This is a genomic window from Polynucleobacter sp. 39-46-10 (assembly GCF_002282275.1).
The window spans coordinates 1-8,124 of sequence record NZ_NCJB01000101.1 but is presented as its reverse complement, the minus strand read 5'-3'; the positions used below and the strand labels follow the sequence as shown (position 1 = coordinate 8,124).

Here is an 8,124-nt window from a genome sequence, read left to right as displayed (position 1 = left end):
GCAGGCGTTGATGTGATTGTGGTGGATACCGCTCACGGACATAGCCAGGGTGTTTTAGATCGCGTCAAATGGGTTAAGAAAAATTACCCTCACGTACAAGTGATTGGTGGAAACATTGCTACTGGCGATGCTGCTAAAGCATTGGCTGATCATGGTGCTGATGGTGTTAAGGTAGGTATTGGCCCGGGTTCTATTTGTACAACCCGAATTGTTGCGGGCGTTGGCGTTCCTCAAATTAGTGCGATTGTGAATGTGGCTGCTGCACTCAAGGGCACAGGCATTCCATTAATTGCTGATGGCGGTGTACGTTACTCTGGAGACGTTGCGAAAGCCTTAGCTGCTGGCGCAAGCTCTGTCATGATGGGCGGTATGTTTGCTGGTACAGAAGAGGCTCCTGGTGAAGTGTTCTTGTATCAAGGTCGTTCATACAAGAGCTATCGCGGCATGGGTTCTTTAGGTGCGATGGCTGATGGTTCTGCAGATCGCTACTTCCAAAGTGATATCAGCGCAGCAAATGCCGAGAAGCTTGTGCCTGAGGGTATTGAAGGTCAAGTGCCTTACAAAGGTAGCGTGCTTGCTATCTTGCATCAACTGACTGGTGGCATCCGTTCTTCAATGGGCTACTTGGGTTGCAAGACGATTGATGAGCTTCATGAAAAAGCGAATTTTGTGGAAATCACTTCAGCGGGTGTGCGCGAGTCACACGTTCATGATGTGAAGATCACGAAGGAAGCCCCGAATTACCACATTGACTAAGAAGTAAAAGCAGGCTGAATTTAAGGTAATCCTTTCGTGCACGACAAAATACTGATTCTCGACTTTGGTTCACAAGTCACCCAATTAATTGCCAGGCGCGTGCGTGATGCGCGTGTCTATTCTGAGATCCACCCCTACGATTGCGATCCAGAATTTATTCGTAAGTTCATTCAAGAGCAGGGTGGTAAAGGCATCATTCTTTCTGGTGGACCAAGCTCTGTTACTGAAGACGGAAGTCCTTGGGCACCACAAATCGTTTTTGAATTAGGCGTTCCCGTTTTAGGTATTTGCTATGGCATGCAAACCATGGCAACCCAATTGGGTGGTGCGGTTGCTTCTGCTGAATCCTTGGGTAAGGCCCGCGAGTTTGGTTACTCCGAAGTGCGTGCCCATGGCCACACCAATTTGCTGAAAGGCATACAAGACTTCTCCACTAGCGAAGGCCATGGCATTCTCAAGGTGTGGATGAGTCATGGCGATTCAGTTACTACACTGCCACCAGCATTTAAGTTAATGGCTTCAACAGAGTCTTGCCCTATTGCAGGTATGGCTGATGAAGAACGTCGTTTCTATGCATTTCAGTTCCATCCAGAAGTAACTCACACCTTACAAGGCGAGGCCATCTTGAGTCGCTTTGTCCATGAGATCTGTCAGTGCAAACCGGACTGGGTGATGGGTGACTACATTAGTGAGGCCGTTGAGCATATCCGCAAACAAGTTGGTGATGAAGAAGTTATTCTTGGTTTATCTGGTGGCGTTGACTCTAGCGTGGCCGCGGCATTAATCAATCGTGCGATTGGTGAGCAACTCACTTGCGTATTTGTTGATCATGGTTTGCTTCGTTTGAACGAAGGCGACATGGTGATGGAAATGTTTGCTCGTAATCTCGGTGTCAAAGTAATTCGAGTGGATGCTAAAGACAAATTTATGTCTGAGCTTGCTGGTGTTGCTGACCCAGAAGCCAAGCGCAAAATCATTGGCAAAGAATTCGTTGAGATCTTCCAAGCTGAGTCTGGCAAGATTCAAAATGCCAAGTGGCTTGCTCAGGGAACTATTTATCCCGACGTGATTGAGTCTGCTGGTAAAGGCAAGAAGGGCGCGCATACGATTAAGAGCCATCACAATGTGGGCGGCTTGCCTGAAGATATGCACCTCAAGCTGCTTGAGCCATTGCGTGAGTTATTTAAAGATGAAGTACGTGAACTCGGCGTTGCTTTAGGTTTGCCACGGGAGATGGTCTATCGCCATCCATTCCCAGGGCCTGGCCTTGGTGTGCGCATCTTAGGTGAAGTTAAAGCAGAGTTCGCTAGCCTCTTGCAGCGTGCAGATGCAATCTTTATAGAAGAGCTGCGTAATACGATTGATGAAGCAAGTCAAAAATCTTGGTATGACCTCACCAGTCAAGCTTTTGCAGTGTTCTTGCCAGTGAAATCTGTTGGCGTTATGGGTGATGGCAGAACCTATGAGTATGTTGTTGCGCTCAGAGCCGTTCAAACACAAGACTTTATGACAGCGCACTGGGCTCACTTGCCTCATGATTTGCTAGGCAAGGTATCTAATCGCATTATTAACGAAGTGCGCGGCATCAATCGCGTGGTCTACGACATTAGCGGAAAACCTCCAGCAACTATCGAGTGGGAATGACACCAATGAAGAGGATGATTTATATCTCCCTCATCATTAATGTGGTGGTCTTGATTCCCGTCTGCATTGGTCTTATTTCGGATGCATCTTGGGTTGAGCATGGCTATGGACCGGCTAGCCCTGCTAGAGGTATTCTTTTATCTATCTACGGTTCTATATTGCTAGTTTCGCTGGGCCTACTAATCAACCCCTTGCCAATGCTGGTTGCGCCTTTGCTTCTGGTTCAGGTGCTTTATAAGCTCACAACCCCATTCACTGTAGGCAACTTCACAAACCCGGTAGTCATTAGCAATATCCTGGTTGCGCTGGTGCATCTAGTAACCTTGGTGCTAATCCTAAGATCAATTCGAGATAAAGCTTCTTCTCAAGCTTTGTTGGATTGAGAGGATTCTCTAAAGTCACCTATGTCTGAGCTTCGAGAAACCTCCCTCGCAATACTGGCAAATACCGATGTGCAGTCCAAGGTTGGCCAGCTGGCTGACTTGTTTGCTGAGCATCAAGCTGGACGCATTGCTATAAACCCTTCTAGCAACCTTACTAGTCAAAATCATTGCCTCCCTGGGCGACCAGCTAAACCAGATTTAGTTGCGCCAAAGTTTGTTCCCAAAAGAAAAATGGATACGGGTGAGGGGAGAGCTATTCTTTGGCATTCCTTGGCGCATATTGAATTTAATGCCATGAATTTAGCCTTAGATGCCATTTGGAGATTTCCGAGTATGCCTCAGGCCTATTACGAAGATTGGCTTAGAGTCGCAAAAGAAGAGGCCTACCATTTCAGCTTGATCAATACCCATTTACAGTCCTTTGGATTTGGTTATGGGGATTTCCCAGCTCACAATAGTTTGTGGGAGATGGTGGAGAGAACAACAGATTCAGTGATTGCGCGGATGGCTCTGGTCCCTCGAACTATGGAAGCAAGAGGGCTTGATGCAGTGCCGGAGATTCGGGATCGTTTTAAACAAATCAAAGATGAGCGCGCTGTAGAAATTCTAGAAATCATTCTCCATGATGAGATTGGGCATGTGCTTGTTGGTAATCGCTGGTTTAACTTCTTGTGTGCCAATGACAATCTATCCCCAATTGCGACTTATCGAGAGTTGGCTGAAAAATATCGCGCACCCACTTTGAGGGGGCCGTTTAATTTTGATGCGCGCGAACAAGCTGGCTTTACTTCCGAGGAATTAGAGATATTGGAATCTCTGAGTGAGAAACGGACCCAGACGGCATGAAGATCCTCAGTCTCATTCCGCCGATGACGCAGCTCAATACGCCGTATCCATCAACCGCCTATCTCACTGGCTTTCTGCGCTCACGAGGTTTTGAGGCTGTTCAAGAGGATTTGGCCTTGGCCTTGGTTCTAGGCTTCTTTACTCCACAGGGTTTACTGGAGATCAAAGATCAGGCGCTGAAGCTTCCTGAAGAAAATCGCAGTGCGAGCGTCAACTTTTTTCTCGATTACTTCGCAGATTATCAAGGCACCATTGCTCTAGCGATTGCATTTTTGCAAGGGCGCGATAGTACTCTTGCCCATCGCATCAACAGTCGCGCTTTATTGCCTGAAGGTCCGCGATTTGCATCTCTTGATGCCTATGATGAAGAAGAGGGCGGGGATTCTTTGGCGTGGGCATTTGGTGCACTCGGTTCTCAAGATCGGGCGCGTCATTTAGCCACTCTCTATCTTAATGATTTATCCGACGTATTGCGGGACGCGGTAGACGAGCGTTTTGAGTTTGTTCGCTATGCAGAATCTCTGGCAGGTAGTCAGCCCACGTTTACGCCTTTAGCGGATGCCCTGGCTGCAAGCCCCACATTAATGGATTTGCATTTACAGGAGCTGACAAAGTCCTCGATCGAAAAGCATCAACCTGGCTTAGTATTGCTTTCAGTGCCATTCCCCGGGGCAATGTACGCCGCATTACGAATTGCTCAAACTATCAAGCAAGATTACCCCGCTATCAAAATTGGTCTCGGTGGTGGCTACGTGAACACGGAGTTACGTGAGCTCACCGATCCGCGCATATTTGATTTTGTGGACTTCATCACACTGGATTCTGGGGAGCGACCCCTGCTGGCTCTGTTGGAGCATTTAAATGGAAAGCGCTCTGCTGAAAGACTCGTTCGTACATTTATCCGAACCGCTAGTAATGAAGTTCGTTATATCAATTGGCAGGAGCCAGATATTCCTTTTGAAGAAGTCGGTACTGCCACCTGGGATGGCCTACCACTCAATTCTTATTTATCGCTACTGGATATGCTCAATCCCATGCATCGCCTGTGGAGTGATGGGCGCTGGAATAAGCTCACAGTTGCTCATGGCTGCTATTGGAAAAAATGTAGCTTCTGTGATGTAAGCTTAGATTACATCTCTCGTTATGAAACTGCTTCTGCAAGTCTTTTGGTTGATCGTATTGAAGCTATCGTTGCAGAGACTGGTCAGAGTGGATTTCATTTTGTGGATGAAGCGGCGCCGCCAAAAATCCTAAAAGCCCTTGCCGAAGAATTAATACGTCGTAAGGTGGTGATTTCTTGGTGGGGCAACATCCGCTTTGAAAAGACCTTTACACCTGAGTTATGTGAGTTGTTAGCGCAAAGTGGTTGCATTGCCATGTCCGGCGGATTAGAGGTTGCCTCTGACAGACTTCTTGATCTGATGAAAAAAGGGGTATCAGTCGAGCAGGTTGCCCAAGTCACCAAAGGCTTCTCAGATGCTGGAATTCTCGTGCATGCTTATCTCATGTATGGTTTCCCAACACAAACCGTCCAAGAGACAGTTGACTCACTGGAATACGTTCGTCAGCTTTTTGAAAATGGCTGCATTCAGAGTGGCTTCTTCCATCGCTTTACTTGTACGGTGCACTCTCCAGTTGGGCTTGATCCGGCAGCCTATGGCATTGAGCTGGTGCCATTACCCCCGATTAGCTTTGCCAAGAATGATGTTGCCTTTATTGACCCCACAGGTGTCGATCACGATCGTCTCGGTGTGGGTCTTAAAAAGGCAATTTATAACTTTATGCATGGCGTAGGCTTTGAAGAAGATGCCCATAAGTGGTTTGATATGTCCGGCATTCCAAAAGCCTCAGTGGGGCGCAATAAAATAGCAAAAGCACTGAAGCATAATTAAATACCCGTAAACTTTATTCGTCCAACTCATTTATTTAAATTACCGTGGGTAGCAATATGAACTTATCTCGTCGCACTTTTATCGTTTCTGCCGCTTTAGCCCCAGTTGCTTGCGGCGGCCTTTCATATGAGCATGGCATTCCGGTTGCTCAACCAAAACCATTGCCAAGCGTTCGCCCCCCACAAATTGGGCAAGAGTGGACTTATATCAAGAAGAATGTTTTTGATGGCAAAACTTTAGATGTGATTACTGAGCGCGTTTCTAAAATTGGCTCCACGATTGTGATTGATCGAATGACTGCGGATGGCGCACGCTTGCCTAGTGAAATTCAGACTTCATGGGGAATGGTTTCTACAGACACACAGTGGTCACGCTTGCTCAACTTCAGTCCATCTTTGCCGCTTTGGCCTGAGCAGCTATCTACGACTTGGGCAAAACAGTTCAACACCAAGTACAGCATTGCTGGCTACTCAGGCTCGCAAATGAACTGGCAAGAATATATGAGCGTACAAGGTTGGGAAAAAATTACTGTTCCTGCTGGAGAGTTTGTAGCATTGCGTTTTCAGACTCTGATTAATTATGAGAGTGACGATCCCAACAAGGTAGATTGCATTCGCAAAGAAACAGTTTGGTTTGCACCGCAGATTGGTCGCTGGGTTGCGCGTGAGGCATCTGGCTCTTATCAAATTCAAGGGCAAATTGGTGCAGTGATTCTAGAGGGTAGCTATCAATGGCAATTGAGCTCCTACAAATAAACACTGTACGTAGGCTTCTTGTATTGCTGTCGCCAGCATTGCTGGCGGCCTGTATTGCTGGCCAGCCGTATCCAACTTCGACACCTTTACCTCAACCCACAAATCCTCCCAAGGTAAGGGCGCCACAAGTGGGGCAGCAGTGGGTCTACAACGTGCGTAATGTATTCAACCAAGAGTTGGTAGATATTGTTACCGAGAGAATAGCTTCTATTGGGCCCCAGATTCGAATTGAGCGTAGCGGACTAAAAGCGGGGCCACTCCCCGATGAAATTCAACAACCTTGGGGCTATGTCTTGCAAGATCCCCATTGGAATCCCCCACAAAAGTTTTTGAAGCCGATTCCCTTGTGGCCTGAGCAACTCGTTCCAGGTTGGTCTGGGTTCTATCGTGACCGCTATCAAGTAGTCGGCTATCCCGATAACGACTATTACTGGGGATTGAATATAACGGCACTTCAGTGGGAGGGTGTCAGCGTGCCTGCTGGCCAATTCCCCGTCTTGAAGTATCAGAATGAGGCGCCTTTCTTCACCAGTAACGACTTCTCTCGAGTAGCCAACTATCGTCAGGAAGATGTTTGGTTTGCCCCGGAAGTCGGCCGTTGGGTTATCCGGCGTGGCTATGGACGCTATTTATGGGCAGGTATGTTTTGGAGCAATGCCCTCTGGGAAGACTACTTAGAGTGGGAGCTTGTGTCCTGGAAGTAAGCAAAGCGCTTAAAATCAGCACATAGCTATGTATACCGTAAAAGAACTTTTTCCAACCCTTCAAGGTGAGGGTGCCCACGCAGGTCGTGCAGCCGTATTTTGTCGCTTTGCTGGCTGCAATTTGTGGAGCGGACGTGAAGAAGATCGCGCTTCTGCAGTTTGCCAATTTTGCGATACCGACTTTGTTGGAAGTGATGGCGTCGGTGGCGGCAAGTTTGAAACCGCCTCTTTATTGGCAGATACTATAGAAGAGGTGTGGGTCAGCACCTCAGCAGGCCCGCAGCAACGTTACGTTGTCTTCACCGGTGGAGAGCCACTACTGCAACTCGATACTGCTTTAATCGACGCTTTACATGCCAAGGGTTTCACTATCGCCATTGAGACCAACGGCACGATCAAGATTCCTAAAGGCGTTGATTGGGTATGTGTCAGCCCTAAGGCCGGCTCTGAGTTGATTGTTTTGCAAGCCGATGAAATTAAGCTGGTGATTCCTCAGCAGGGTCATGTTGCCATTGAGACCTTATTGGCTCGATTTGAGAAGATGGATTACCGCAATCGCTTCTTGCAGGCCATGGACGGTCCAAACCTTCAAGAAAACCTCGCATTGGCAGTTCGTCTCTGTCAAAAGCGACCTTTATGGCGTTTGAGTGTTCAGACCCATAAAATGATCGGTATCCGATAGTAGCTTTACCAAGCGATATTTAAGTATTTAGAAAAGCAATCATGACCAACAAGCAAGAAGCCATCTCCATTACCCGCCGACTTGAGTTTGACTCGGGTCATCGCATTCCAAATCATGATGGCCAGTGCCGTCATTTGCATGGCCATCGCTATGCCATTGAAGTCACGCTGACTGGTGTGATCGCGGATCATCCAGGTAAGGCGGACGATGGCATGGTCTTAGATTTTGGAGATATTAAGCGCCTTACTAACCAATACGTAGTGGAGCCTTGGGATCACGCATTTTTGGTTGCCAAAGAAGATGCTGGATTAGTAGATTATTTAAACTCCATCCCCAATCACAAGACAGTAGTGATGGAGCATGTTCCTACTGTTGAGAACTTAGCTAGCGCCGCCTTTAAGGTATTGCAGCCTGTTTTCGAAAAAGCGTTTGATGGCCGACTCAAGCTAGCATCCATCCGTC

The 8,124-nt window shown here is 47.6% G+C and carries 9 protein-coding genes; all 9 read left to right on the top strand.

What is annotated here, in order from left to right; all coding sequences use genetic code 11:
• Positions 1 to 756 (top strand): IMP dehydrogenase (locus B7X71_RS09380; protein ID WP_293600569.1); only part of this gene is annotated, 756 nt, incomplete at its 5' end.
• A 36-nt stretch (positions 757 to 792) separates the two neighbouring features.
• Positions 793 to 2,400: a glutamine-hydrolyzing GMP synthase gene (guaA, locus tag B7X71_RS09375; RefSeq protein WP_293600568.1), complete on the top strand. Its 1,608-nt coding sequence runs from the start codon at positions 793 to 795 to the stop codon at positions 2,398 to 2,400.
• Positions 2,397 to 2,783, top strand: a complete 387-nt coding sequence (locus B7X71_RS09370; protein WP_293600567.1) for a hypothetical protein — start codon at positions 2,397 to 2,399, stop codon at positions 2,781 to 2,783. The genes guaA and B7X71_RS09370 overlap by 4 nt, the downstream gene beginning before the upstream one ends.
• Positions 2,784 to 2,804: 21 nt before the next feature.
• A complete protein-coding gene (locus tag B7X71_RS09365; protein WP_293599338.1) occupies positions 2,805 to 3,629 on the top strand; it encodes a ferritin-like domain-containing protein in 825 nt (274 codons plus the stop codon).
• Positions 3,626 to 5,521, top strand: a complete 1,896-nt coding sequence (locus B7X71_RS09360; RefSeq protein WP_293600566.1) for a B12-binding domain-containing radical SAM protein — start codon at positions 3,626 to 3,628, stop codon at positions 5,519 to 5,521. Before B7X71_RS09365 ends, B7X71_RS09360 begins: the two co-directional genes overlap by 4 nt.
• A 56-nt stretch (positions 5,522 to 5,577) precedes the next feature.
• Positions 5,578 to 6,276 carry a hypothetical protein gene (locus B7X71_RS09355; RefSeq protein WP_293600565.1) on the top strand — a complete coding sequence of 233 codons (699 nt, stop codon included), beginning with the start codon at positions 5,578 to 5,580 and terminating at the stop codon, positions 6,274 to 6,276.
• Entirely contained in the window at positions 6,252 to 6,980 is a 729-nt protein-coding gene (locus B7X71_RS09350) for a hypothetical protein (RefSeq protein ID WP_293599006.1), read from the top strand. Before B7X71_RS09355 ends, B7X71_RS09350 begins: the two co-directional genes overlap by 25 nt.
• A gap of 28 nt (positions 6,981 to 7,008) precedes the next feature.
• Complete coding sequence (gene queE, locus B7X71_RS09345; protein WP_293599005.1) at positions 7,009 to 7,662, top strand: 7-carboxy-7-deazaguanine synthase; 654 nt, start codon at positions 7,009 to 7,011, stop codon at positions 7,660 to 7,662.
• Positions 7,663 to 7,703: 41 nt separating this feature from the next.
• Positions 7,704 to 8,124 (top strand): 6-carboxytetrahydropterin synthase QueD (queD, locus tag B7X71_RS09340; protein WP_293600564.1); only part of this gene is annotated, 421 nt, incomplete at its 3' end.

Excerpts from the sequence above, each read along its gene's own strand:
- B7X71_RS09370 (WP_293600567.1), top strand. The coding sequence starts at position 2,397 with ATGACACCAATGAAGAGGATGATTTATATCTCCCTCATCATTAATGTG.
- B7X71_RS09365 (WP_293599338.1), top strand. The coding sequence starts at position 2,805 with ATGTCTGAGCTTCGAGAAACCTCCCTCGCAATACTGGCAAATACCGAT.
- B7X71_RS09360 (WP_293600566.1), top strand. The coding sequence starts at position 3,626 with ATGAAGATCCTCAGTCTCATTCCGCCGATGACGCAGCTCAATACGCCG.
- B7X71_RS09355 (WP_293600565.1), top strand. The coding sequence starts at position 5,578 with ATGAACTTATCTCGTCGCACTTTTATCGTTTCTGCCGCTTTAGCCCCA.
- B7X71_RS09350 (WP_293599006.1), top strand. The coding sequence starts at position 6,252 with ATGGCAATTGAGCTCCTACAAATAAACACTGTACGTAGGCTTCTTGTA.
- queE (WP_293599005.1), top strand. The coding sequence starts at position 7,009 with ATGTATACCGTAAAAGAACTTTTTCCAACCCTTCAAGGTGAGGGTGCC.